The sequence below is a fragment of the Litoribrevibacter albus genome (genome assembly GCF_030159995.1).
GTDB classification, from domain to species: Bacteria; Pseudomonadota; Gammaproteobacteria; order Pseudomonadales; family Litoribrevibacteraceae; genus Litoribrevibacter; species Litoribrevibacter albus.
In genome coordinates this window covers 213,511-239,802 of sequence record NZ_BSNM01000014.1, presented here as the reverse complement: position 1 = coordinate 239,802, position 26,292 = coordinate 213,511, and the positions used below count along the sequence as shown (strand labels likewise).

22 protein-coding genes are annotated in these 26,292 nt (G+C 44.0%); 11 read left to right on the top strand and 11 right to left on the bottom strand.

The annotated features are described in order from the left end of the window. Positions 1 to 5: 5 nt before the first annotated feature. The 6 genes from QQL66_RS11415 (at position 6) to QQL66_RS11390 (ending at position 5,334) form a co-directional block, all read left to right on the top strand. The gene (locus QQL66_RS11415) at positions 6 to 323 is read left to right on the top strand and encodes a DUF3301 domain-containing protein (protein WP_284381494.1); all 318 of its coding nucleotides are present in this window, start codon (positions 6 to 8) and stop codon (positions 321 to 323) included. Between the two features lie 70 nt (positions 324 to 393). Next, positions 394 to 615, top strand: a complete 222-nt coding sequence (locus QQL66_RS11410) for a DUF3820 family protein (RefSeq protein WP_284381493.1) — start codon at positions 394 to 396, stop codon at positions 613 to 615. Positions 616 to 693: 78 nt separating this feature from the next. Beyond that, on the top strand, positions 694 to 1,386 hold the full coding sequence (locus QQL66_RS11405; protein ID WP_284381492.1) for a M48 family metallopeptidase: 693 nt from the start codon (positions 694 to 696) through the stop codon (positions 1,384 to 1,386). Between the two features lie 291 nt (positions 1,387 to 1,677). Further along, the gene (locus tag QQL66_RS11400) at positions 1,678 to 3,258 is read left to right on the top strand and encodes an isocitrate lyase (RefSeq protein WP_284381491.1); all 1,581 of its coding nucleotides are present in this window, start codon (positions 1,678 to 1,680) and stop codon (positions 3,256 to 3,258) included. Positions 3,259 to 3,522: 264 nt separating this feature from the next. Continuing rightward, the gene (locus QQL66_RS11395) at positions 3,523 to 4,086 is read left to right on the top strand and encodes a hypothetical protein (RefSeq protein WP_284381490.1); all 564 of its coding nucleotides are present in this window, start codon (positions 3,523 to 3,525) and stop codon (positions 4,084 to 4,086) included. Positions 4,087 to 4,200: 114 nt separating this feature from the next. Next, positions 4,201 to 5,334: a cytochrome c3 family protein gene (locus QQL66_RS11390; RefSeq protein WP_284381489.1), complete on the top strand. Its 1,134-nt coding sequence runs from the start codon at positions 4,201 to 4,203 to the stop codon at positions 5,332 to 5,334. A gap of 26 nt (positions 5,335 to 5,360) precedes the next feature. Here the strand turns inward: QQL66_RS11390 and QQL66_RS11385 are convergent, their stop codons facing one another. The 5 genes from QQL66_RS11385 to QQL66_RS11365 all read right to left on the bottom strand — a co-directional run bounded on the left by QQL66_RS11385 (position 5,361) and on the right by QQL66_RS11365 (position 8,812). Beyond that, on the bottom strand, positions 5,361 to 6,020 hold the full coding sequence (locus QQL66_RS11385; protein WP_284381488.1) for a YoaK family protein: 660 nt from the start codon (positions 6,018 to 6,020) through the stop codon (positions 5,361 to 5,363). Positions 6,021 to 6,098: 78 nt separating this feature from the next. Further along, positions 6,099 to 6,647: a GNAT family N-acetyltransferase gene (locus QQL66_RS11380; protein WP_284381486.1), complete on the bottom strand. Its 549-nt coding sequence runs from the start codon at positions 6,645 to 6,647 to the stop codon at positions 6,099 to 6,101. 177 nt (positions 6,648 to 6,824) lie between these two features. Next, the gene (locus tag QQL66_RS11375) at positions 6,825 to 7,892 is read right to left on the bottom strand and encodes a hypothetical protein (RefSeq protein ID WP_284381484.1); all 1,068 of its coding nucleotides are present in this window, start codon (positions 7,890 to 7,892) and stop codon (positions 6,825 to 6,827) included. A 177-nt stretch (positions 7,893 to 8,069) separates the two neighbouring features. Further along, complete coding sequence (locus QQL66_RS11370) at positions 8,070 to 8,477, bottom strand: oxidoreductase (protein WP_284381482.1); 408 nt, start codon at positions 8,475 to 8,477, stop codon at positions 8,070 to 8,072. A gap of 89 nt (positions 8,478 to 8,566) precedes the next feature. Next, positions 8,567 to 8,812 (bottom strand): GIY-YIG nuclease family protein, encoded by a 246-nt coding sequence (locus tag QQL66_RS11365; protein WP_284381481.1) that lies wholly within the window; start codon positions 8,810 to 8,812, stop codon positions 8,567 to 8,569. Positions 8,813 to 8,949: 137 nt separating this feature from the next. On the opposite strand from QQL66_RS11365, the gene QQL66_RS11360 reads away from it, so the two are divergent. After that, the gene (locus QQL66_RS11360) at positions 8,950 to 9,963 is read left to right on the top strand and encodes a nucleoid-associated protein (RefSeq protein WP_284381480.1); all 1,014 of its coding nucleotides are present in this window, start codon (positions 8,950 to 8,952) and stop codon (positions 9,961 to 9,963) included. An 85-nt stretch (positions 9,964 to 10,048) separates the two neighbouring features. Here the strand turns inward: QQL66_RS11360 and QQL66_RS11355 are convergent, their stop codons facing one another. The 4 genes from QQL66_RS11355 to recC all read right to left on the bottom strand — a co-directional run bounded on the left by QQL66_RS11355 (position 10,049) and on the right by recC (position 21,130). After that, positions 10,049 to 11,248 carry a hypothetical protein gene (locus tag QQL66_RS11355; RefSeq protein WP_284381479.1) on the bottom strand — a complete coding sequence of 400 codons (1,200 nt, stop codon included), beginning with the start codon at positions 11,246 to 11,248 and terminating at the stop codon, positions 10,049 to 10,051. A 329-nt stretch (positions 11,249 to 11,577) separates the two neighbouring features. Further along, the gene (recD, locus tag QQL66_RS11350; RefSeq protein ID WP_284381478.1) at positions 11,578 to 13,587 is read right to left on the bottom strand and encodes an exodeoxyribonuclease V subunit alpha; all 2,010 of its coding nucleotides are present in this window, start codon (positions 13,585 to 13,587) and stop codon (positions 11,578 to 11,580) included. After that, a complete protein-coding gene (gene recB, locus QQL66_RS11345) occupies positions 13,587 to 17,648 on the bottom strand; it encodes an exodeoxyribonuclease V subunit beta (RefSeq protein ID WP_284381477.1) in 4,062 nt (1,353 codons plus the stop codon). The genes recD and recB overlap by 1 nt, the downstream gene beginning before the upstream one ends. Then, entirely contained in the window at positions 17,648 to 21,130 is a 3,483-nt protein-coding gene (recC, locus tag QQL66_RS11340) for an exodeoxyribonuclease V subunit gamma (protein WP_284381475.1), read from the bottom strand. The genes recB and recC overlap by 1 nt, the downstream gene beginning before the upstream one ends. 166 nt (positions 21,131 to 21,296) lie before the next feature. Between recC and QQL66_RS11335 the strand changes: the two genes are divergently transcribed. The 3 genes from QQL66_RS11335 to QQL66_RS11325 all read left to right on the top strand — a co-directional run bounded on the left by QQL66_RS11335 (position 21,297) and on the right by QQL66_RS11325 (position 24,053). Further along, positions 21,297 to 22,037: a substrate-binding periplasmic protein gene (locus QQL66_RS11335; RefSeq protein WP_284381474.1), complete on the top strand. Its 741-nt coding sequence runs from the start codon at positions 21,297 to 21,299 to the stop codon at positions 22,035 to 22,037. A 308-nt stretch (positions 22,038 to 22,345) separates the two neighbouring features. Continuing rightward, the gene (locus QQL66_RS11330; RefSeq protein WP_284381473.1) at positions 22,346 to 23,074 is read left to right on the top strand and encodes a hypothetical protein; all 729 of its coding nucleotides are present in this window, start codon (positions 22,346 to 22,348) and stop codon (positions 23,072 to 23,074) included. Between the two features lie 271 nt (positions 23,075 to 23,345). Further along, a complete protein-coding gene (locus QQL66_RS11325) occupies positions 23,346 to 24,053 on the top strand; it encodes a hypothetical protein (RefSeq protein ID WP_284381471.1) in 708 nt (235 codons plus the stop codon). A gap of 3 nt (positions 24,054 to 24,056) precedes the next feature. Here QQL66_RS11325 and QQL66_RS11320 read toward each other — a convergent pair whose 3' ends face one another. Next, on the bottom strand, positions 24,057 to 24,560 hold the full coding sequence (locus tag QQL66_RS11320) for a GNAT family N-acetyltransferase (protein ID WP_284381470.1): 504 nt from the start codon (positions 24,558 to 24,560) through the stop codon (positions 24,057 to 24,059). A 56-nt stretch (positions 24,561 to 24,616) separates the two neighbouring features. Next, positions 24,617 to 25,495: a LysR family transcriptional regulator gene (locus QQL66_RS11315; RefSeq protein WP_284381469.1), complete on the bottom strand. Its 879-nt coding sequence runs from the start codon at positions 25,493 to 25,495 to the stop codon at positions 24,617 to 24,619. Between the two features lie 134 nt (positions 25,496 to 25,629). Here QQL66_RS11315 and QQL66_RS11310 point away from each other — a divergent pair, with 134 nt between their 5' ends. Then, a complete protein-coding gene (locus QQL66_RS11310) occupies positions 25,630 to 26,244 on the top strand; it encodes a LysE family translocator (protein ID WP_284381468.1) in 615 nt (204 codons plus the stop codon). The last annotated feature ends 48 nt before the right edge of the window (positions 26,245 to 26,292 follow it).

Below are 26,292 nucleotides of genomic sequence, written 5' to 3'. Positions count from 1 at the left end.
TCGCCATGTACGAACTTACAGACTTGCTACTGATCTTTATTTTATTGTTCTTGATGTTGCTTTGGTGGCAATCAAGAGGCTCTAAGCAACGCGCCTATCAGGCTGCGCGTTCATACTGCCATAAAATGGATGTAGAACTCCTGGATCAAGCAGTCTACCTTCGAAAATTTTGGTTCAAGCGAGATACTAATGGCACCATAAAACCCTGGAGAAGCTACTACTTTGAATTTTCAGTGGATGGAAATGAACGTTACTTTGGCCGGGTAATAATGCTTGGCCAGCAGATTCAAAAGATCGAACTGGAACCTCACCGTATGCACTAGAACATCGTCATAGCACCCCACTCTTACCCTTTACGATACTTACCTTTACATTGTTTAAATAGCACGCTCTATGATCGAAAAAGAACACTTAGTTAAACTCGCCAACCAACGCATGCCATTTGGCAAATATCAAGGCCGGACCATTATTGAACTGCCAGAACCTTATTTATTGTGGTTTGCTAAGAAAGGCTTTCCAGATAACGAACTTGGCTTTTTACTTAGCCTTGCTCTTGAAATTAAAATCAACGGTCAGGAAGGTCTTATAAGACCATTAAAAGTCTCAAACTCTTAGCCAAGATCGTAGATTTCGAACAACAAACCTATACTAATAAACAATCTTAAATTAACTCGCTAACCATTTGTTTTTATTATGAGTCACTTCAAACTCGACATGCTAAAGATCAAACATAGCAAGCGTAAAAGCATCGGCTTGTACGTTACAGGCCAGGGGGTTGAAGTTCGCGCGCCGATAGGAACATCCAAAGCATATATTCAGCAATTTGTTTTAAGTAAAAGCACCTGGATAGAGAAACAGTTAGAATCTGTTCAAAACAAGACAAATGAAGTTTACCAACTGCGTAATGGTCAAGCTCTTCCTATTCTTGGCGAACTCAAAACCGTTGAAATATCATTGGCGCCTCGCAGCGGTGTTATAGAACACCAAGAAAAGTTGTGCATCCATGTAACAAGAATGGATCAAAAGCGTATTGAGAAGGTGTTCGCTGACTACCTACTATCTAAGGCCAAACAAATCATCCCTGATCTGGTTTCAGAAACCTCTGCTCAACTTGAATTAAGCCATCGAGTGAAAGACATTAAATTCCGCCGCACAAAAACCAAATGGGGTCACTGCACCCATGAAGGACGACTGCAATTCAATTGGCTGATCATGATGGCCCCTATGAAGATCGTTCGCTCTTTAGTTTGTCATGAAGTATGCCATTTAAAGTACCTGAACCACTCTGAGGCTTTTTGGAAATTAGTGAGAACCATTGATCCAGATTACCTATTGTCTAAACACTGGCTGAAAGTTCATGGTCACAAACTCTCACTATTTGAGTAGCCGATATTAGGTTGCATTCTGATAATTCAGAACACCTTTTCCACATCTATAGACACCGTTTTTCAGCTATTGAAACTTAAGCTAACTGCTTTATTTAACTAAGAAACTCTCAGTCCATCGACCACATTCACCAGATAAATACCAAACATAGATCTCATTAATTTCAATTATGCATTTTAAATAACTAATATACGCACCGTACAAAGATTTGAGGTAGTGATTCACTTTATCGATCAGATCAGGTAGGTCGCTACTTTTATTTATGTAATCCAATTTTTTAAGGATAATTACATGTCAGGTTATCAAGCTGAAGTTCAAGCAGCAGAAGTTGCTAATTCTTTCCCAGGTGTTAGCGCTGAGTCAGCTGCTCGCATGCGCCTTCAAAACAAATTCAAGACTGGTCTAGACGTAGCTAAGTACACTGCTGCTATCATGCGTCGTGACATGGCTGAGTTTGACAAAGACAAAACTAAGTACACTCAGTCTCTAGGCTGCTGGCACGGTTTTGTTGGTCAGCAAAAACTGATCTCTATCAAGAAGCACTTCGGTTCTACTGAACGTCGTTACCTATACCTATCTGGTTGGATGGTTGCTGCTCTACGTTCTGACTTCGGTCCTCTACCTGACCAATCAATGCACGAGAAAACTGCTGTAGCTGGTCTTGTTGAAGAGCTATACACTTTCCTACGTCAAGCTGACGCTCGTGAGCTAGGTGGTCTTTTCCGTGAGCTAGACAAAGCACGTGAAGCTGGCGACGCTGCTAAAGAAGCAGAAGTTATCGCTGCTATCGACAACCACGAAACTCACGTTGTACCTATCGTAGCTGACATCGATGCTGGTTTCGGTAACGCTGAAGCGACTTACCTAATGGCTAAGCAAATGATCGAAGCGGGTGCTTGCTGCCTACAGATCGAAAACCAAGTAGCTGACGAGAAGCAATGTGGTCACCAGGACGGTAAAGTAACTGTTCCTCACGCTGACTTCCACGCGAAAATCCGTGCTCTACGTTATGCATTCCTTGAGCTAGGTGTTGACGACGGTCTAATCGTTGCTCGTACCGACTCTGAAGGTGCTGGTCTAACTAAAGAAATCGCTGTTGTTAAAGAGCCAGGCGACCAAGGTGACGTTTACAACTCTTTCCTAGACGTTGAAGAAGTTGACGTAGCTGACATGGCTGAAGGCGACGTTGTAATCAACCGTGGTGGTAAGCTAGTTCGTCCTAAGCGTCTACCTTCTGGTCTATATCAGTTCCGTCAAGGTACTGGCCATGAGCGTTGCGTATTTGACTGTATCGAAGCTATCAACGCTGGTGCTGACCTACTTTGGATCGAAACTGCAGTTCCTACTGTACACGAGATCAAAGGCATGATGGACGAAGTTCGTAAAGTTCACCCAGATGCGAAACTTGTTTACAACAACTCTCCATCTTTCAACTGGACTCTAAACTTCCGTCAGCAAACTTACGATGCATGGGTAGCAGAAGGTAAAGACGTTTCTGCATACGATCGTGCAAACCTAATGTCTGCTGAATACGACGATTCTGAATTGTCTGCAGCTGCTGATGCTCGTATCCGTACTTTCCAAGCTGATACATCTCGCGAAGCGAACGTATTCCACCACTTGATCACTCTACCGACTTACCACACTACTGCGTTGTCTGTAGACAACCTAGCTAAAGAGTACTTCGGTGATGCAGGTATGCTTGGTTATGTTGAAGGCGTTCAGCGTAAAGAGATCCGTCAAGGTATCGCTTGCGTTAAGCACCAAAACATGGCTGGTTCTGACCTTGGTGATGACCACAAAGAGTACTACGCTGGTGAGAACGCTCTTAAAGCTGGCGGTGCTAAGAACACTTCTAACCAATTCTCTTAATTAATAACCTTAATTCGAGACTGGTTAGATACCTGGAGAGCGAAGTCTTTGACTTCCCTCTTCATGTTCTACAAAAGGCGACTTTCGGGTCGCCTTTTTATTTCCTATCATTTTGAAACGAATGAACGAATAACCAACCTATAAGCATGAAACGAAAAGCGCTATTATTGGCTCTTTATTTCCCAAAGGAAGCGTTTTCCCTTTCCTGCTTACACAAGCAAGTAATTTGTTCATCAAGCAAACGAATCAAGTGAGATAATCAAGATGTCTAACACCCCTGCTTTTCTTCAAGACGCTAAAGACTTACTAACCAAAGACGGTTTTGCAACGGGCGATGTTTGGTACCACGGCACATCTTCAGCACTGCTTGAATCTATTCAAAAGCAAGGTTTAAGTCGTGCTGGCGATAAAGCCATGAAACACGTTCGCAAAAGCACCCTTGCAACCATTGGCGATTCAATGGCCGAGTCTCATGAACCTATTTGCTTAACTCAAAGTAAAGAACTGGCGTATTTCTGGGCAACACAAACGGTTCGTGATCGCAGCGTTCGATTTGAGGGCGAGGAACAACCTTTAGTTCTCGAAGTTACGCTACCAACTGAGTATCAAGATCTGGTTAAACCGGACACAGGGTTTGCAGGCATGCTGCTAGTCGATGGCGGCGGCAAGTATATGGAACTGGTTCAGGAATTGTATAAAGCAAACGGTGTTGAACTGGCGGAAATTGATCCTCTGCGTGCAGATAGATCTGTTTATTTGAACGCATTAGGATTGGCTTACATCGATAAGAACATCCCACCAGAATACATTACTGCTCTAGCAGAATAATCCTTCTATATTTCAAGCAAGTTCGACTATCTCCCCATAAAACGATATTCGGACTTGCCAGCCTCTATCCTTCATCTATCGTTATTCTCAATGGATATGACATAGGTGAAGGTTATGACCACCGCACAACACTCCCTCTCCTCGCTAATCGCCGGACTGTTAGTCTCAGTTCTATCTTTTTTTGTTTTATCTTCATCTGTTTATGCAAAACCAGCCTATGTGGGCGACAGCCAGTGCAGAAAATGTCATATAGAAATTTATCAAGACTATAAACACAGCGGCCATCCCTACAAAATCCAAAAGATTACAGATAAAGCGCCTAGCTATCCTGATGGCACAAGCCCTGGTGTTCCCAACCCACCTCAAGGAATGGGCTGGGAGGATATCAGCTACGTCATTGGTGGTTATGCGTGGAAAGCACGGTTTATGGATAAACAGGGCTACATTCTAACCGGACCAGAGAATCGTCAATATAACTTAGCTAACAGTGACCTCGACAAAAGCTCGCATTGGACTGGCTATGACGCAGATAAAGGTGATAGAAAGCCGTATACCTGCGGTAGCTGCCACACCACAGGGTGGATTGAAACGGGTCCTGAAGGGCCACACCAGGATAACCTTGAAGGCATTCATGGCACATGGGCTCAAACAGGTGTCACCTGTGAAGCCTGTCATGGGCCTGGAAGCGACCACATTAAATCACCAGAAAAGATACTTCTCACTACAGATGAAAATTGCGGTGAGTGTCATAAGCGAGGAGATGCCCAGCAGATCGATGCAAGCAACGGCCTAATCAAACACCACGAGCAATACGAAGACCTTCTCGCCTCACCTCATAATGACTTGGCGTGCTCTACATGTCACAACCCACATCAGAGCGTAAAATACAGTACAGATAACACGTCAATTACGAATTCCTGCCTTGGGTGCCATAAAAAGAAAACAGTGAAGCTTAGTAACTCTGAACATCAAAACGAATGCATCACCTGCCATATGCCACGAATAGCAAAATCCGCCGTATCTAAAATGATCGAGACAAAAGCCGGAATGATTCCGATAGGCGACATCCGTACGCATATTTATCGAATTACCACAGACTTAACTTGGCAATTATTTACAAAAGACGGGAAATTCGTTCAGCTGGATACCAAAGGAAAAGCTCACATTACGCTTGATAGAAGCTGCCTGACTTGCCACACAGATAAAACACTGGAGTGGGCCAAAACGAATGCTATGCAAGTACATTAAACTAATACAAAGGAAACCAACTAAAGCTATCGGCGTACACGGCTTCGGTAAATCCGATAACAAATGGCTAATACGCAGCAAATAACTGCAGGCAAGAGAAGAGCAGAAACATAAAATTGGCCGAAAACAAGTGCGCCCAAAGCGCCTCCTGAGACAAACCCTAAAAGAATAAGGAAAAACAGCAGTGCTTTTCTTCGATCTAAAGCCTTACCTCTTAGTACCGCGCCAAGCATGATACCTAGATCAGTCACGATACCAGTCATATGTGTTGTACGCACAACGGCACCACTGTATTTAGTAGCCAAGGCATTTTGAAGTCCACATGCGGCAGATGCGAAATAGTGACCGACTAAAGACTGCTCTTCCAGAAAGAAAATTGCCGCTACCAACAAACACGCTTCAAGGAACAACAAGGTGTCGTAATGACGGCCTAACTTAAGAGAAGAGCCAGCCAAAAGCACCCCGGAAACAGAGGCACCCAGCAGAAAGCACAGGACTATTCCGATTAAATGAAAAATACCAACAGGAGAGCTAACTAGCTGTGTACCAATCAGCGTTGCTGTACCAGACAAGTGAGAAACAGCTTGATGTTCGAAGTCCAGAAGACCCACTGCGTTAATAAAGCCGGCATTCAACGCCAAAATAAATGCACCAAATTCAACCCATCTCGGTAGCTTAGCAACCAACGAAGAACTCCTTTATTTATAAAACTTCTAACACAACCAGCAAAACCCGGATTGCTCAATCAAAGACATTTATGGGGGTTAGCTCTCAAGAGACAGCCACCTCTCTTTAGAAAGCTCAAACCAATCATAAAGAACGCCATCTAACTCATCTGTGCGAGAATATTCAGCGCCAAATTTCTGAGTCGCCGTTCTTGAACGAACATTGTCAGGATCAATATGAAACCACACTCGATCAACACTTTGAAAGGCATAGTTCAGCATGAGCGCCTTAACAGCCCGATTATACTCTCCACCCCAGTGAGAACGCGCGATAAAACTGTAACCAATGGCCACTTCAGAACACTCGGACGGCAAAGTATAAAAACGAGTAGAACCTATGATTCGATCGAGACGTTGATCCAAAATCACCAAAGCTGTATCAGAAGCAAGAGCATCATCAAACCAAGCTTCAAAAATGTCTCGTTGGTACCGGTTTTTAGCAGGGTGACCTGCCCATAACAGAGGATCTGACGCAACGGCATACAAGCCTTCAAAATCAGAAGAAACAAGAGGTCGTACTTTTACTAATCTATTGCTCAATACCGGGCAAAGAGCCAATGACAATGACGAATTTATTGGTTGAGACATCTACATACATCCATTTAAGCAATCTAATCCCCTTCTCTGCTGTGCGGCACAGAGCATCAAGGCTAAATCCAGAGCATCAAGTATCCTCTTTCACAACAACGACTTCAATTTCTGTCTGTTAAATTGAAAAAAAAGAAGCCTCTTTCGAGGCTTCTTTTTTATTACAAAGGTGAGACGTTATAGTCGACCACCGTATTTGTGCCGATCGTCACCCGGGCTTTTAGTATAAGCCCCCAAGTCATGGATTAATCGCTGGTTTCCATTCATCAAAGTTTGAACCCGGCTATCGCTTGTTTTCGCACTCAAACCAAGATCTGAAGAGCTTTTGATTCCCGGTACAGAGAAATCAAACGACCACAAGTAATGCCAAACAGCCGCCCCATGCTTTTCACCCTGTTGCCATGATTGGAAATACCAAGGTTTTAATTCAAGAAATGCCGTTTTATTGAGAAGGCCTTTGTTTTCATCGCCCACTAAAAAGGTGTTAGAGACCGAACTAGAACGGTAGGCTTCGAAAATCACGCCCCAGCTTTTTAATTGATCAACATAAGTACGAGCTTTGGCACCCGTCCATTGATCATTCAAATAACTTTTAGACCCATTGGAATAAAACGGATCAAGCAACGCCACACGCTTTGGTTTCAATTTACTGTTAGCGTTACCCGCAGAAATGCCATCTTTCAGCTTCTTGGCCACAACAATAGCCATCTGATTACCAAGGCTATGCCCAGCCAGAATCAATCTGCTGCCAGTGTAGTTAGCCATATTATCTCTGAGGCTCTCGAACATAAGTTGCCCTGCACTTTTGCCTGGTCCAGTATGATAGCTGCCGTTATGATCCCGCCAACGCATAGACTGTGGTCCATTTTGACTCCACACCTTTGCCTCAGCATCCTTTACTTCGCCTTCATCAGCAAACTGATTCCAGTAGAGAATCCCAACGTTATAGCCTGCCTGACGCCACGCATAAGCCAAATCCACATCAGGTCCACCACTGTCACTGCGATTGAATGTTTCGCGGTTCTGGTTTTGGCTTGTACCGTTTTGCCAGCCGTGGATGTAGATGATGGTCGGTTTTGAACTACCGTAATATGAGTTACTTTGACCGGGAATGGCCTTCTCGTAGCTGTCATTATTTCCAAACCAGTACAAACCGCAGTCTAGGTTCTTAAACACAGACTGAGGAAAAACGCCCGGATAGGAATAGGATACGGATGACACCCCAAGAGCACATAAAAAGAGCATTGCACTGCCGAGACGGCGCGCTGACTTATTTATTTTTTCACCTCGTTAATTATTTTTATAGTAAGAGGATTCCTCATCCCTAAGACTCGAAATCCACCCTTAAGGCTAGTTTTGGCGGGGGATATGACCATGTAAAAGAAGGTCAAAGTAGGTCAATTTCTGGGATTTACGAAACGCCTAGCGAGATGTTTTTTTCTTTATTGCCTCTTGTATTACAGATGATTCACCGGTTCTGAGGAACTGTTGCAACTTCTGTTTTGCCTGACCGGGTTCCAAGCCCTGCTCCGTCAACATGTGAAGTACTTGCTCAAATTTTTTCCGCCTCAGCATGCCTTTTTCCGAGGTATCGCGACGATTACTAAACACGTCCATAAGCGTACTTCCGCATTGACAGTTACGAAATGCCTCTACGACAACTTCACCGTCTTCTTCACTACTCTTTAGAGATTTATTAGAAACTGCAGGAGGAGATGTTTCAGCAAAGAACTGCTGACTTGAATGATACACTTTCCCGCACACGGAACATTTCTTTGGGAACGAATCGTCAAAGAAAGAACTCAGGCCTTCATAAACCGGATCATTCATGTGCAGCGCATTCAGGTAGTGGACTCACCACTAAATGTAGCTGATTAACTGAATATAAGAAGGATCAAAATCTGTGCAGAAAGTTAGCATTAATCGCACAATAAAAGACGTAACTTTGCTGATCTGGGCAATTGTTTAATCTCGTATTCACGTTTGGATGCCAAGGACTTGTTATCAAAGCGTTCGTGATGCACCAAGTGAACAGGCCGCCTTGCCCTGGTGTATTTCGCTCCTTTTGAGGATTCATTGTGCTCCATAACCCGGCGCTCAAGGTCAGTCGTAATGCCAGTATAAAGACTGGCATCACTGCATTTCACAATATACACGTACCACATAGAACCACTTCAAAATCTAGAAGACTAAAATCCTGAAAAAGAAAAACAGGAGCAAAAGAGTCGCGAGCAAATAATAAATTGCTGATACAATACCGGAGTTTTTCTTTTCATCAAACATCAGTTTCTAAAGGCCCATCATGAGCTTAAAGCATTGCATCATTCACGGTATTCAACGACCCGTTCCTGGCGCAGACATCCAAACATTCATAAATGAACGTGAAGAAGCAACCGAAGGCCCTGTCGCCTCTTTATTCGAACAATACAGACAAGGTTTCCAGCGCAGTGCATTAAAACAGTTCGGTCACTTCAACTCCGAAGTCATGTCTGTTCTTCCCGGGTTAGCTCGTGATTTTCATGAAGGAAAATCTTCTTTCATTAAAATGACTCAAACATTGATGTCACAAATGAAAGAAAGCCTTGAGAAATTCGAAGACGCATTTAACGCAAAGATTCTGTTTGCGGTTGATGACTTGATGGAACAAGATCAGTTCTATATTTTTTGGATCAACCATGTTGAAGCACTTCAAATCAACAACAGCAACGAAATTCAATATATCGATTACGTTGATCCGGCCAAAGTCACCTTTGCATTCAAAATCAAAATTGAGCAATGGCTGGAAGAAAGCTCAAACCAATATTTAACGATTCTGGGCAGCCGTGGCAATCCGGAACTGAATGAAGTCATGGAAGAGTTTGCGGGCTTCGCCAAAGGATTAGACAAAGTAGAACAAACAGAAGAGTTCCTAAGTATCGTTGAAGCTTTTGCAGAGGCAATGCCTGACGAACAGGAAGCCAGAGACTATCGATCCCAGGTTATGGATTATTGTCTTGAACAAGACAAAACCGGAATGCCAGTTAACGTAAATGAACTGTCGTTCCATGTCGACCAGAAAGAACCTACGCGTTTTGCCCAATTCGCCCAAGAAAGACAAAGCACACCAACAGAAGAAATTCATACAGACCGCGCTCGCCTCAAGCGCTATGTACGCTTCTCAGGCAGAGACAAAAACCTGACGATCAGTTTCTCATCAGATCGGTTTGGGGAAGGCATTGTCTACGATTCGGTAAACGATACGCTGATCATCAAAGAGATTCCGAAATCTCTTAAACAACAATTAGTGAAGCATCAGCTTAAAGGCTCTGGGGAATAAACCGGGTCAAAGCAGCTACACAATACATACTCACGAAAAAGAGCTTCGACATGCGAAGCCCTTTTTCGTCGTAGGAATTACGTAACTAATAGGGCTTGTAATACGTGGCTGTCAAGTCTTGCTGGCCTAAGGCAATCCCAACAATATCGTCTGAACGTTTTGATTCTGGCCAAAGGCAAGCAGTGGTACCGATTTCACGACCTAAATTCCAATAAGGGCCCACACTGTACTCAATCGGCATTGAACCACCATTATCGTTATACCAGACATGGAGCGAATCCGAATCTTTAGTAACATCATCCTGAACTCCCACAGCGATCACCGACAAAGTCCAACGTCCATCAGCAGGTTGGAAACCTTGATCGTAGAAATAAGCACTTAAATTACCAATCTCACCTATCGCATACTCACCTGTTTTAAATAGGGTATGCGTCATACCTTCTTTATTGATCCCTATCCCCAGGATTTCCTCAATGTTGCCTATATCCGTATCGTATTGATCAACGCCATAGTAACCAAGATCGGTAAACGTCCCTTTACTGAAAAAATTATTGTCATACCATGTGACAACAACATCAGAATGGCCTTCTCGTAATAAAGCCATTGCAACTATTTCCTCTGGAGAAAACCCATCAGGTAAGACAGCGTGCCGTAAACCTGTAAACGTATCTAAGTGCTTAGGTTCACCAAGCGAATAAGAAAGACGATAGACACGTTCACTACGGTGAAAAGACACCATAGACAATGAATTACCCCAGAACGCAGCACCCGTAACATCGCCCAAACCCTGCTGAATGACATAAGGCTTAGGCCCCTGATAATAACTTAAGTTAAAAGGAAGCCCTACTGTGTAGGCGCCGTCTTTAAACCAGGTATAAATTTTTCCATCGTCCTTGTTAGTACTTATGGCAACGACATCATCAATACGATAATCCAGCGGTAGGGTAAACGGCTGAGGTTCAACAAACGTATCCAAATACGCGTCATATCCCACCGAGTATGTTAGATCCTTATACCAGAAATAAAAGCGTCCTGGCTGCCCCTTAACCGCAGCAGCTCCAATAATATCCGACACTTTTTTGCCGGGCGGAAGTTCAAAGGCAACAGCAGGCATATACCGATCAAGATCATAACGATCACCACTAGCAACCGTTCTATTGCTATACCAGGTGTATATTTTCATATCCTCATCAACAGCCACTGCGATCACATCATTACTATCACGTCCATAGGGAAAAGATGTTTCGATATTAAAGTAATGCCCTAAGTGATCTAGCTTCCCCATTGATAGCTCCTTTGCAAAAAGCTGAGATGAGGAAAGCAGTAGAATCAAACAGAACATTCGCCCGAGAATAGGCATAGCAACCTCCTTGCTAGAATTTTCATCCAATCTAAATAATTTTTATAATTTGAGAGCTAGAAAATCCGTAATCACTTAATGACTTTCAGCCGTCAAGCGCATAAGCCGGATTTTCAGCCGAAGATTCTAGCAATGGAGAAATGCTCAACAAGCTCGTACTTTCAGTTTTACTTGTAGCATTCCGTAGGGTATTTACATCAGAGAAAAACCATTCAAGGGCCTAAAGATCCATAAGGAGTGCCATAAGTTCCATTTTAGTATTTCAGCTTCTCCTGAAGCCCACTGAACCGTTGAACACGCTGCGCCACAGCATCACTCAACACCTGCGGTTCATACATCATGGTCAACTTAGTTTTAGCCCTGGTGACACCGGTATACACTAACTCCCGCGTCAAAACAGGATTTAATCGATCAGGCAGAACAAAATAGGTATGGTCAAACTCAGACCCTTGCGATTTGTGAACTGTCATTGCATACGCTGTTTCATGCTCAGGCATACGACTCGGCAATACTGCCTTCAGGCCTTCAGCGCTATCAAAGTACACTCTCAAGCGATGTTCAGCGTCTGTCATAACAACACCTATATCGCCATTGTAGAGCCCGAGAGCATGATCGTTGCGCGTCACCATCACTGGACGACCTATGTACCAATCTGACTGCATTACGCCTGCATCGGTTTCTACAAGTCGATCAATTACGCCATAATTTGAAAGTCGATCTTCGATAGCCTTGTTGAGACCGTTCACACCAAAATCGCCTTCCCTCAACGCACACAACAAACGTACTTCAGAAAATGCGGTCAACGCATCCTCATATGACTGTTGTTTGGCGAAAGAAATATAGGATTGATAGGCTTTGGCAATATCCGTCAACAATACTGAATACTCAGCCTGACTGTATTCGATGGACTCAACATCACTGAATGAAGCATCATGCAATACAGAATTCACCTTATGTGCGAGCCCATCATTGATGGCCTTCGCCAAATGCCCAATACCAGAATGCTCTCCAAAACGACGACTGACTCTCAACCAGGCTAAGGAATCCTGCATACCGTAGGGCTTTGCATCGACACTCATGTCCACCGAGAACCCGGTCAATCGCTGTAGTTGCTCTGCCCTAGCTTTGCTGTATGCACCTAACGATTGGCACAAATCATTGAGTACAGCACCGGCTTCTACAGACGCCAACTGATCTCTGTCGCCAAGCAACACCAATCGGCCATGACCAGGCATAGCATCGAGAAGTTTTGCCATCATAGGAAGGTCAATCATTGATGCCTCATCAACAATCAAAATATCCAGATGCAGAGGGTTTTTCTGATTGTGTTTGAAGTTCGCATCTAAAGGCTTGGGTCCCAGTAAACGATGTAAGGTGCTGGCAGAGTCAGGAAAAGCGGCCTTTTGCGTCTCATCTAAAGGTAAAGTATCCACAGCGCCACGAATAGACTCCAACATTCGAGCCGCAGCCTTACCCGTTGGCGCAGCCAATTTGATAACCGGGAGTTTATCGGCATTCTCATCCGCTACCTGTGCATGATGGTATTGAATCAGTGCTGCTAGAATACGAACAACCGTATAGGTCTTTCCTGTACCAGGCCCACCCGTAATCACCGACATAGAGGTCGTTAACGCAACAGCAGCAGCCAGTTTCTGGTAATCCACCGAACCATCAGCAGTAGACGGAAATAACCCATCCAGAATGTTGGCAAGAGCAACGTCATCCACCTTGATGCTCTGCCCTTTGCGAACAAACTTGGCAATACCTTCCTCATAATGCCAGTACCGATTGAGATACATCCGAGTCACTTGCCCCTGCTGACTTTTTTCAAGCATTAAAGGTTTGATCGGCTCGTAAGACACACTTATACAATCTGCCAGCAAAGGCAGTTCATCGATGTTAAACGCCAGCAGCGAAAGTAAATCCTGATCCAGGGACGCCAATTGTCTATAGGAGGTTTTTTCTGTATCCAGAAACGGATGAGTCGGGCCTGAAATCAATGATTCCAACTGAACGCACACATGGCCTTTTCCAAGATAAACACTCACAAGCGCCCCGTACTTCGCGCACAACTCTGCACGTTGAGAAGCTTCCGCTGATGCTAAGTTGCTGTTGTGTTTGATTTCTTGTGACCAGAGAAAACGAGCAAACTCCAAGTCCAATGGTCGAATGAGTGCTTGCTCCGTGAGATAGCTTAACGCACTCAATACGCCGGATTGGCGCATATCGAATTGACTCTTCAGCTGAGTATTCGGATTTTGCATCAGAACAACTCCCCTTGGTCACCAAACGTTGAGAGTGTCTCTGATTGATTATCATCTGGTTCGGTAGCTTCAACTTTCTGAGCAGAATCGAAGCCAGCTCCTGCGAACAAGTCATCAAGCGCTTCAATCATGGCTCTATCCGGCTTGGTAAAGAAAATGCCATTAGTACTCAAATCTCTAACAGCCGATGGATCTTGAGGACTTGCGTCCACGCCACGTAAGAAAATGTAATAGGCTCCACCAATGTGACTATCGTAATCATAGCCAGGCAAACGGGATTTCAAGTAACGATGTAAGGCCAAGGTGTATAGCTGGTATTGAAAATCGTATCTGTGATCCAGCATGGCTTCTTTCATTGCGTCCTGAGTGTAATAACTGGCGTCTTCACCCAGGTAATTTGATTTCCAGTCCAACACATAAAACTTACCTTGGTACTCAAAGGTTAAGTCAATGAAGCCTTTTAACATCCCTTGAACTTGCGGAAAACTCAAACCATGAGCCGCTTTAGCTGTGAGAGGATCTTGCTGAATGATGGCATTCACCTGACGACAATCCAATTCAGCCAAAGGAAGTAAAAACTCCATTTCAACCAATCGCTGTTCAGGAGCAGTCTCCGAAAGCATTGGCAAATCCTTGCTGCCGACTTCCTGAGCAGACGATTGAACCAATGGATGAGTTAGGACATTAATCATCATCCGATGCAATACAGTTACCCATCGATCAATGACTTGATTCTTTAATGTCTCTACTTCGGATTCAGATTTACCGATAAGACGATAATTGGGTAGCTCCTGTTCGATCAGTTGTTGAGACAAAGGAGACTTCATCAAAAGATCATGAATCTCGGTAACGGTTACGTCTTCCCGACAAGTTTGATACTCAATATCTTCAAACAACAAATGGAGGAAGGTGCCTGCTTCTGCCCCCTTAGGAAAATGATGGATATCGTATAAGAGTTCTTTTGAGACACCTTCAGGCGGCTGACGACCGTCAACACCTTCACCGCTTCTTTCTACCACCTCAAATGAAGTCAAATCAGAGGCAAGGATGACTGCATCCTCACCTTTGGTTTCTACTGATGCATCGTAAGTCCCGGAAGATTGCTCCTGTCTATGGTCATCAGCCCCCCCCTGAACCGGTAATTCACGAGCACTATGAGATTCAGACACCAATCGGGAATAGCTGGTTACCCACCAGTTGTAATCCAATTGTCCTGAAAATTTCTGCAAATGCAGCTCAGGCAAGGTTTGTTTTGGTGCCACGTAATCACAGTAATCTATATTCGGTTGAGACAAACTCACAACCGGCGTTTCTGTCAGTTGATTGTTTGCTTCTAACCATCGCTGGATAGAAGCATCAAGATCATCCGGGCTAACCGCCTTACCTTGTCCGATTAACCACCCTAACCCGGTATCAGACATGTATTTCGGACAGACTTTCGGATCAGGTTTCGTCTTAGTACCTGGCATTAAACCAGGCAAGCCAAGATAACAGGCATACACTGAACGGGTCAGCGTCACATACAGCAGCCGAACATCCTCAGCGATGCGTTCCTGAGCCGCTTCTGCCTGGCGTTGTTCCGTGACATCCACCACCGAATTGCCGTCTTTGTCATGAGTCACTGACACACCGTTGTGACGATTCGGCCAGAAGTAACTGACGTAAGGAGCAAAGACCACGTCATACTCCAAGCCTTTGGATTTATGATAGGTGACGACTTTGACCAGATTGGCTTCCGATTCCAAACGAAGTTGTTGTTCCTGAGCGTTTTGATTCGGTTGCTGAATGCGTTCTTCCAGCCAGGTCACCAAAGCATACTGACTTTCAACGGAACGGCTCTGATTCTGAAGAAGCTCGCATAAATGCAGTAAATCCGTTAAACGACGCTCACCATTAACCTGTTTGCGAAGGTAAACAGCAATTTCCAGTTCAGCCATCAACGCATGAAATGCCGGTAACACACCTTGAGTTGACCAGGTTTTATGGAAACGGCGAAAGTGCAACACCATCTGTTCCCAGGCCAGTTCATCTTCATTGAGACGATTCAGCTGACCAAGATTCCAGCCGAATAAGTCGCTGCCAATGGCCGCCTTCACCAAGCTTTCACTTTCAGGCATCAACGCCGCTTTCAACACACGTAACAGTACTTTTGCCTCTAACTGCTCAAAGACACTGCTACGATCCGAGGAATAGACACTGGCAATCCCCCGCTCGGCTAATGCGCTTCTGATTCGCTGTGCTTGTCCAAAATTTCGAACCAAAATCGCGATTTTCGAAGGCTCTAGTGATGATGTACTTTTGGATGATATGAGTTGCAAATGCCCTTGATCAGACAAGGTTAATAATCTGGCCACCTCATTTGCAGTTGCTTCAGTCATCAGCTGAAGATAATCCGAATCTTTAGCAATGAGCTCGCTGGTATCCGGCTGCCATAAACGAAGTGCTGATTGAGGTTCCCCTGCAATGGTCCAGGTCATGCTGTGTGCTTTTGGACTTGGGTCCACCGCATCAAAGGGAATGTCCTGGTCATACATGAATGGAGACGCAGCAGAAGAAAACAGCTGATTAACAGCTGTTACCATCGATGCAGACGATCGCCAGTTGATGCCCAAGGTGTACTGATCTATCACCTTCTTACGCGCCTTCATGTAGGTGAAAATATCCCCTCCACGAAAGGCATAGATGGCCTGTTTAGGATCACCAATCATGAACAACCCGGTATAAGCTTCTTGCTTATCTGTACTTGTCTCTCTTTGATGATCGTTACTTTGCTGATTTTCGCGACCATAGATATGAGAAAAAATCTGATATTGGCTTTGATCGGTATCCTGAAATTCATCCACCATTGCAACGGGATACTGAGTTCGTAATTTCTGAGCAAAGGCTGCACCAGACTTACCATCCGCAAGTGCATTTGCCATGGTACTTATCTGATCATCAAAAGTGAGCAAACCGAGCTGCGACTTATGTTTCTTATAAATCGTGCGGCAAATCTTAATGGCATGCTGTTTAAGAGCCGGCTTTAGCTCAGGAGGTTGATCCACAAAATTCTGAATCGTTTCTGCCAGAGACCAGTCAACCGTTAGCTCGCCTTTCGCTTTGCTCTCTAATTTAGCCTGACCAAAATGTTCTAACTCTTTAGGGAACACATAGCCTTTGGTTTCTTGTGTCGCCCAACGCTCAACCGCCGTTGCCCACTTTGCTACATTGTTCTTTGAAAATGAACGACCATCCAATTGCTTGTTCTGAACGTCAGATATGATGGCTGAATGTAAATCTGCAATGCCTGATCTAAGTTTGGCTTTGAACTCATCAATGGCAGCAACATAAGAAGCATGGGCCGATTCTATATCTTCGATGGAGTAATCGTTATAGAAATTCAGTGAAGTATCAGACAGCAAATACCCGGTTTCACTTAAAAGCGCTTCGGGAGAAGCCCAGCACTCAAGTACTACCTGAACCAAGGCCGTTGGTAATGGATAAAACTGCTGGCGCCAAAAGTCTTTCACCGCCTGAAATTTCAATTCGCGGTCATCTTCACACATTTTAGCGTTGAACAAACTGCCGGATTCAAAGGCATGTTGCTGCAACATCCGCATACAAAAACCATGAATGGTAAAGATCGCCGCTTCATCCATCTGACGCTCGGCGTAACGTAACGTTTCGATGGCATCTCTGGTATCGGAGATCCCCTCTACAAGTTCTTTTAATGCAGGATCACTCGGTAAAGCCTGTTGCTCAAGATAAGCTTCAAAGGCTTTTCTTGCCTCTTTAATTCGAACTCGAATACGATCCTTTAACTCTTGAGTCGCAGCTTCGGTAAAGGTCACCACCAGGATTTCATCAACAAGCAGTTTTCTCGGAAATGCGGTCTGTTCCGATTCGCTATTTTGTTCAAAGTCTTGTAGCGAGTTTGCACTCTGTTCCAGGCGTATACCATGCCCAAGCAAAAGCCTCAGATACAAGCCAGTGATAGTATACGTCTTACCTGTACCGGCTGAGGCTTCAATCAATCGCTCGCCATACAATGGAAAGCTTATAGGGTTCAAAGACTTAGCCACTACTTCTCACCTCCATCCTGAGGTTCAAAGAATGAAACCAGTCTGTTTGACATAGGCAGATAAATTCGCTCGATCAATTCAATGAGTTCGTCCACTTGCTGATCTGATGGCTCCGGCCAACATCGACTCAAATATTCATCTTCTTCAAAACTGGCCAGTACGACGTCTTCCAGAACCCGCTTGGCGGATTGTTCGTCGGACTTAGGTTTCTCAAGTTCGCTCAGGTAACTTTGAGCCCAATCGATATTGAACAACAACGGAGAATGCATTCCTTGCCACCAACAGGAAGTTAATTCATCAAGCAAATGTTTAGCCTCACACTTCTCAAGCGGCAAAAAGCCTAAGTGCTCAATTTCTTTCTTTTTGGCATTCACACCGACATAGCTCGACGGCATAGAAACGCCTTCAGAACATGAAGCTAAATGATTGATCCATAATGAAAAGACATCCTTTCCTCGCAATTGACCAACTCGGTAATGGATGAAAGATTGGCCCGTAAAGTTTGGTAGCCAGGCTTCAAGATGAATGATTTTAGAATCAAGCTCCACCGCTAAATCGATCTCCACCGCCTGGTCTTTATCAATGACAGGCAAGCTTCCTAGATAGGAGGTTAACTGGATGACCAACTGATAGCTTTCCATGAGTTCCAATTCACCAAACCCTTGTGCGGGTAAAGTGCCTTTGGCTTGGAAATGATCCAGCACCGTCTCGATATTTTGCGAATCCAAGTCCTGCTGTTCAAGGGCCCAATCTGCCAATTGCTGCTTGAGCTGATACTTTTGAAGCCCATCTAAGGTAAAGCGTTCATCCTCTTCTATCACATCTCCCGAGCCTAACAAATGCACCTTTAAACGCTTATGGAAGAAGTAACGTATTGGGGATGCCCAGAATTGAATCAGCTCTTGAAGATCTAAAACACCTGCAAAATCAAAGGTTGCCAAGGCTTCCGACAAGAAGCGGTCTGTTTCTACATTGGTATCGTCAGAGGCCCCTAGTTTTGCAATTTCGTACCATTGAGAGGCGTAACTATGCCGAGGCAGCTCATGGAAGGCTTTTGTACTGTATGGAGTAAGGGAATGCTCTGTCGTTAAATACGAGAGCAGTGCCTCTGCCTGCGCCTCTTCATTAGATTCCTCTGTACCTTCGAGATAAAACCCTTCGGTACAATAGTCCATCAACTCAGAAATCAAAATGGACGGAATTCGTTCTGAATTATCACGTATGGAACGGCCTGTATAACTAAGGTAGAGATATTTCTCCGCTGAGAGCACCGCCTCAAGGAATAAATAGCGGTCGTCATCACGCCTTGACCGATCACCGTATTCAAATCGGCCATGCATAAGGTCAAAGCCAAGTGGTGGCTGCTGCCTAGGATAGGCGTTACCATCCATGCCCAACAAACAGACCACCTTAAACGGCACAGAACGCATTGGCATCAAGGTACAGAAGTTTAACTGCCCAGCCAAGAAACGTTGGCTGATGCGCTCTTGGATCAACTTCTCGGACATCACTTCCAGAATCACTTCAGAAGTAAGAGCAAGCCCCTCCTCTGACGATTCATTAGCAGCTAACAGGCCGGTTTCTTCAAGCTGGCTATACCAATTGCCTATGGCGTCAGCAATTTGTTGAAGCTGTCGTTGATCGGCCTCATCACTCGCTTTAAAGAAGCCTATCCGAATACGTTCTAATAATTCCTTCCATTTAGGAACAGACAGTTTGGTGATGAGAAGATTTTGCTCAGTATGAGCATCATCGTCCAAATCGGGTTCATTCTGCTGGCACGTCATCAGTTGCTGCCGAAGCTGAATCAACTGTTGAATCAAATACGCCAACTTACCGGCTAATTCGGCATTTAACCCCTGAATCTGGTCATATGGCAGTACTTCATCCACCACACCTAGAGTTTCAGACAATGCATAACCGGAAAGCATACGTTCAAGACCAAACAACCAAGTATTTTGAACCATTTCCGGCAAGTCGAAGGAACGAGCAGTTTCTTCATCTAAACCCCAACGAATTCCCGCATCCTGAATCCAATGAGCAATTAAATCCAGATCCTCTTCTTTTATACCAAACTTTTTCATCACCGCAGGCACCTGGATAAACGCCAGTAACTCGGTACTGGAGAATCGGTGTTGATGAACACCTAACAACCAGATATACGCCTGAATAATTGAGTGATAATGGTTGGAGCTTAAATCTGAAATAGAAAACGGAATTCGCTGTGAATCAGGTTGTGAAGAAAATACTGCATGAATGTAGGGGCTGTAAGCATCAATGTCCGACACCATCACAACCACATCACGAGGTTGGATATCCGGGTCGTTAGAAAACACATCCAAAAGATAATCGTGTAACGCTTCCACCTCTCGCATAGCGCTATGACAAACGTTCAATGAAATCGAATCATCGTCAGCCCGAACATGACGCTTATGTCCATTTTTGCTATCTGCATACGCATCATTAAGCAACAACATGTCGTTCTTAATGAGGGATAAAAGAGAATCCTGCCCAGGCGGAACGAAAGCTTCTACCTCTGATGCCGATTGATCCGATAACAAGCGCTGCATATCACGACCAACCTTTCCCCAGGAAGCCAATAACGAATTTCCTACAGCGCCTTCACCGTATGACTCAGCACTCGCTTTGAGGGTCGCTTTTTGCTCACCGGAATAAAAATCCCGACGTTGTTTAAGTGCAATACGGGCCAGATATTTTTGATCAAGGATATCCCCCCAATAAAACTGACACGGATTAAACAACATGAAGTGAACATCGATGTGCTGTCCTAAAGCTTCCAGCACTTGGAGGTATCTAGGTGGTAACGCGGAAATTCCAAAAATAAAAATGCGCTTAAGTTGTTTAATCGACGAAGGACATACACCTGAAGCCAACTTAGCAATACAGCCGTCATAGAGATTGGCACGGTGGTATTCGGATGCACCAGAGGCCAATGTATGCTCAGACAGAGCCTGCCAGAGTGTCGCTTGCCAGAGATCTTCTCTTTTCAACTCATCAACAAGTTGTCCTGTTTCCCATTGATTAATCCACTGAGGACGATACATCAGGTATTGGTCGAAGATATCAGCGATACGTGCAGACAGCTGATACAACTTTACCTGTCGGTCATCATTCTTAAGGTAACTGGCCAGTGCATCAAAGGCCGGATCGGTAAGAAATTCAGGGATAATTTCCAGAAGACGCCAAGTCATTTGTTCCTTACTGAAAGCACTTCGTTTCGGCACATCATCCAGAACCTCTTTAAAGATGTTCCACACAAAAGTCGCTGGTAGCGGGAAATCAATATTCGCGGCAATACCAAAGTGTTCAGCAATTTGCAGTTTCAACCACTGAGACATACCAGGGCTTTGGACCAGAATCGTCTCTTTATCAAACGCGCCAGACAAAGGCTGTCGAGCCATCAGCTCAACCACCAACGTTTTTAGGACATGAACATCATTAGAGTGGTAGACGGTAAACAAAAATCTTCCTTGGAGGTATCGAGCAGTTAAAACATCAATCAAACATTATCCTACATGAGCCTTTGTTTGTAATGAATTTGTTTGAAGCCTGAAACCAAACTTACTGTTCAATTTCCTGTTTTTTGACTACAACTTATAGACAACCATATTCTAAGAGGAAGGTAGTATGTTACGCAGTTTGGCATTAGCAGGATTAGTGTTTTCAAGTGTGGTAGCTCAAAGTCAGGAGATTACGCTCGCAAATGGCGAATGGGCACCCTATTTATCCGAAGACCTAAAGCATGCCGGTTATATGTCCCACATTGTTTCCGAAGCATTCAAAGAAGAAGGCATTACAGTCAAATACGTGTTTCTTCCATGGAAGCGTGGTTTTGAAGATGCCAAAGATGGCAAGTATGAGGGATCTTTAATCTGGGGATACAACGAAGACCGTGCCAAAGACTTTTATTACTCTGAGCCTGTAGCAGATTTAGGGACATCTCTTTTCTACCAAACTGGTAAGGGCATCGACTGGTCAAAGCCGGAAGACCTCGCCAAATATAAAATCGGCGGAGTGATTGGCTATGCTTATGGCATTGAAGAGTTGGAAAAACAAGGTGTAGTTAAAGTCGAGCGCATTGGTAAAGACGTCAACAACTACAAAAAGCTCGCCGCAGGTCGATTGGATATTGTGCTTGAGGATACCGAAGTGGGCCACGAGACTGTTTCCAAGCTCGGGCTATCTGACAAAATTACCGCTCACCCCAAAACACTTAAATCCAGAAAATACTCTGTAATTTTCTCCAAGAAAATACCAAACGCTGAACAACTTATGGAGGCGTTCAACCGTGGTCTGGCAAAAATCAAGGCCGATGGCCGATATCAGCAATTCCTTGATGCTTCACGTCGTGGTGAGTATAAGAAATAAACGTATACTCTAGGAATTAAAGTCCCCTCATCATCCATACATCACAGCCGCCAAGGATGGTTCCGTCCGGCGGTTGTGATAAATGCTCAAAGCCCATCTTTTCATACAAAGCGATTGCAGCCGTCATATTGCTCTAAAATAAGCCTTTAAATAAATACAACCTCCATGCCTTAACTCAAAAGCACGCCTAGATTCTGCAATCAAACGGAGTACACATTTTCGCCCTTTCCCTATGGACAAACTGATGATTAGCATTAATACTCGGCACGCCTAACACTAATAATAAAAAACAAAGGATTGAAATTGCGATGTTAAGAATTGCTGCACTTTTATTACTCTTTTCACTTCTAAGTGCTTGTGGGAGTGGTGATGACGGTGGCTCTAGCGAAATCAAGTTAGCCTCTGCAAGAAACTACAACGCTGCTGGGGTATGGGACAATTCAAGTCAAGAACCGGATTACCAATTACTAGCTTTGATTGATGAACAGTCACATGCTGTATTCTATATACTCGACGAAGTTATGTTTCAGTGCCCGTTATTGATCGACCGAGACCGCTTTACATGCATACCTGCCACGAATTATGAAATATCAGGCGTTATTGACGAAGAAGAGAAACTTACAGGAGCCATCAGTAACGGGAATAATGTAATCTACGAGTTTCAGCTCGATTACCTCGATGAGTCTGACAATAATGTACGCCTTGAAAGTTTTGTAGCGTCCTGGCAAAAAGAATCAGATGGCTATACACAAACAATAACCATTGACGAAGATGGTGATTTTACGGGCTCGGACACCCAGGGCTGTGTTATTAACGGTTCAATCGAATACATAAGCCCAAATGTTAATGTTCAATCTGTTAAATTTACAAATTCAAACTGTGATTTGGCAGGTACGTTCTATGGTAAGGGTACTATTGTTCCTAACACCGATACCGATACTGATGAACCAGCACCGTTGCGTTGGAAATTGCTCGCCTCAAGTGGTGACTGGTATCTAAACTCCATACTCACTAAACAAACTCCAGAAGAACCTTAATCATCCGCACATCACAGCCGCCAAGGATTGTTCGATCCAGCGGTTGTGATGAATGCTCCCTCTTTTTTCATACAAAACAACTTCCTCCCCCATATAACTCTGGGTTTTCCAGATAGCATTACTGACAGCCTTGCTCCATAGCAAACTCTATGCATCGACATTAAACCAAAATACTTATTTCCTTCCCTCGCTATGGACAAATCACTCAATAATCGGAATACTCGCGCCGCCGAACAAACTAATTATTACAAAACAAAGGATTGAGATAACAATGTTAAGAATAGTTGTACTTTCAGTATTATTTTCACTATTAACCGCTTGCGGTGGAGGCGGTGGAGGCGGTGGAGGCTCTACTCCAAGTAATGGTGGTCCAAGCAATAAAAGCGCTGCAGGGGTTTGGGATAACTCGGAACAAGGAGCAAACTTTCAATTAATAACCCTAATTGACGAGCGTTCACATGCTCTACTTTATATTCCAGATGCACCACTCATGCTTCAGTGCCCATTAAAAATTGATGGATCTCGTTTCACTTGCACCCCAACTTCTAAGTATTCTGTAGCAGGTACAATCAGTGAAAAGAGAAGCCTAAAAGGAACCATTAGTGAAGAAGGAACCGTCATATACAACTTTGAACTCACTTATCACGAGTTCTCTGATACAGAAGTATCTATAGATGAACTAGAAGGGTTCTGGGAGCAAAGTGTGTCTGTCACCGAGACGATTCAAATCAAAACTGACGGTGAAATTTCAGGTAGCGATAATACTGGTTGTATTGTAAATGGAGAAATTGAATATATAAGTCCAAACGTCAATGTTCAATCCATCCGATTACGTTACAGTAACTGTGACAGAGAGGGTCAATATTATGGAAAAAGTATCTATTTAGTTAACCCTAACTCTGTTAATGATCCTTCCGGATGGTTAGTTTTTACATCAAGCAATGAATTAATTTATGAGGCTTTCTATTTAGAACAGTAAAGTCTACAGTCCCCTCATCATCCACACATCACAGCCGCCATGGATGGTTCCGTCCAGCGGTTGTGATAAATGCTCAAACCCCATCTTTTCATACAAAGTAATTGCTGCTGTCATATTGCTTAAAGTGTCGAGATAACATTGCTGATAGCCTTGTACTTTGGCGAATTCCAGACATTGTTCCGTAAGTTTTCTTCCTAATCCAAGCCCGCGACCTTCTGGCAAAATAAATAACTTCTTGAGCTCACAGATATCCTTCTGATCGTCACGAGTTGAGAAAGCTGCAATGCCACTGCCGCCAACAATTTGCCCATTTACTTCTGCAACAAAATAAGCGCTTCGGTTCTCGGGACGATAATGTTGGCTCATGGCTTTTACTTCATCGTCAGAAGGTCCAAAGCCTTCACCCACAGCACCAAATTCACGGCCGACTTGTTGAATGATGTTACATACAATGGTGTCGTATTCAGGAATAATTTGCTTAATTTGAAGTTTCTGAGCCTTATCCATAACATTCCCTATCTGTTGGCTTTTCTTATTTTTTGTGAAGGATTAAAACAATATATCTATATGAGTTCGTCTTGAGAAATGAAATCAATGAGCGCTCTTACTGTTGGATTTCCAACGTCACTGTACGGCCAAACAGCTGTGACCTTGATCGGTTCCACCTGCCAGTCAGGAAAGAGTTCCACCAAGTCACCACTCTCAATTCTAGACGTCACCAAGAAATCCGGAGGTGTAGCGATACCCAAGCCATTGAGACACATCTCCGTTAATAGATCCACCGTATTTACCTGAATCTGAGGGTCATAATGTATCGCAATTTTCTGTTCACCATTACTTAACACTCTGGAGTTTTTAAGCATTTTTAAGCCAATCCAGGGAAGTGACTTTAGCTGCTCTAAAGAATTCAGAGGCCCAAATTGGTCGAACAGGCCCCTTGTACACACCAGCTTACGTTGAATCTCACCCAGTGGTTTGGCTTTCAAACTGCTATCAGGAAGATCACCCAGTCGAATTGCCACATCCACATTATCTTTCAACAGATCCACCCGCCCGTCGGTAGCCTGAAGATCAAGCTGTACTTTAGGATGTTGTCTCGAAAAGTCTGCAAGCTTACTAACGATAGATGATCGCGACAGCAGCAAAGGTATTGAGACTGATACATTCCCTATTAACTCGCCCTGCTCCATGAGCAAGTTAAATCCGGCTTCGGCCGTACTGAGCATCTCTTGCGCGTACTGATAAAGTACCTTGCCTTGATCGGTTAGTCGAAGAGATCGAGTGGTTCGAAACAGTAACGCAACACCTAACTTTCGTTCCAACGAAGATACATGGTGGCTGACCACCGATGGCGACAAATCGTAGTGCGTTGCTGCCGCTTTAAACGAACCTCTTGTTGCCGTTTCCGCAAAAATAGCCAGTGCTTTTAGATCATCAATCATTGCTTTATTTGTTCGAATAATAAAATCGAATTAAAGCATCTAATCAAACCTCCAACAAGAAATTAGACTTAACCATTCTTGGGGGCCTACAAGGCCTATTCAAAGAACAATTCGACTTAATCAGGATAATTAAGATGACCGTTTGGCTAGCTATGGCGCTCTACTCACTTTCAATGTCAATATCACCTGGCCCTGTAAACCTTTTAGCAATGACTAACGGACTTAATTATGGTTTTGGACGTAGTTTTAGCTATGTATCCGGCGCGACCATTGGGTTTATTTCCCTCTTCTTCCTGACTGGCCTGAGTGTATCCTTCATATCGGAGCTAATGCCTAACGTTATGAAACTGACAGGAATCATTGGTGCGCTCTTTGTTGGCTACATAGGATGGCAAATCGTTAAAACGTCAGAAGTCACACACAACCATGATCCTAAAAACTCTGCGACTTTTCTGGAAGGTGCCTTATTGCAGTGGCTCAACCCCAAAGCCTGGATCGCAAGCATTGCAGGTATGTCTGCATTTCAGGTCGAGAATACAGACACATTGACCGTTTTCTCATCCATCTACTTTGTGATCTGCTATCTATCCATCGCTTGCTGGGCGTTTTTGGGCGAGAAACTTCAAAGCGTACTCAACGAACCGAGTAAGATTCATCGATTTAATCAAGCAATGGGAAGTGCTTTGATCCTAATTGCAGGGTATTTACTTTTCCGATTAGCTTTGGAATGGTTAATTACGACAGATTAATAAATGTACAAACCAAGCTTCATCGTTTCGTCATTCCTTCGTCACAGT